A 703-nucleotide genomic window follows, 5' to 3' on the forward strand; every position below is an offset into this window, starting at 1 on the left:
AAGAAAAACTCCGCATGCATCATTCTTCTACTATGATCATCAATTATAGCTATTAAATACGCCTTTTTCCGTCTTTTCGGATCTCTTGGATCAGGCAAATAAAGTGTGTGCTGTGTATCAGCCTGCCAACAATCATTCGGTGCTTGATGTTCAAAGTGACGAAACTCCTTTTTTACAGCGCGATGAAGATCCCGTTTACTCCATCCCTGTTCTTGAAAATAACGTGATAACGTTCGTGCCTTTATCTCCCCTCGAGATATGTGATTCTCCAATTCTAGTATCCGGATAATTTGATCGACACTTCGACTTGGAAGTTCCTTGCGAAGGGCAATCGCTCGATCCAGTATGGCAGGATCCATGTTTTTCAACGAGCCTTTTTTCACCCTTGGCTTTGGTTTTAGTGCTTCAAAGCCATCTTCTTCGTACTTCTGTAAATACCGTTCTAATGATCGAATACTGACTGTGGTCTTTTCACTCCCTGGAATGGTATAGGTTCCTTTGGCAATGTCTCGCAAAAGGGCATACCTCTCCCCTGGTTGTAGCTTGCGTTGGGCAATTTGGGCAATTAATCCAAATCGAAAAGCCGCAATCTCATTTCGTAATGTCTCGTCCATCTTTTTTCTCCCCATTTCCCTAAAATTTATAAACAATATCTATTTTAGGTGCGTTCCGAGATAAGAGGTAGGGACAAACTTTGTGGAGT

The 703-nt window shown here is 42.0% G+C and carries 1 protein-coding gene; it reads right to left on the reverse strand.

Annotated features, from left to right (window positions below; genetic code table 11):
* A partial coding sequence (locus AC6HVZ_RS19615; protein ID WP_497559799.1) for a transposase family protein occupies positions 1-614 on the reverse strand: 614 nt, incomplete at its 3' end.
* Between the last annotated feature and the right edge of the window lie 89 nt (positions 615-703).

The sequence above is a fragment of the Oceanobacillus sp. NCCP-135 genome (assembly GCF_059698015.1).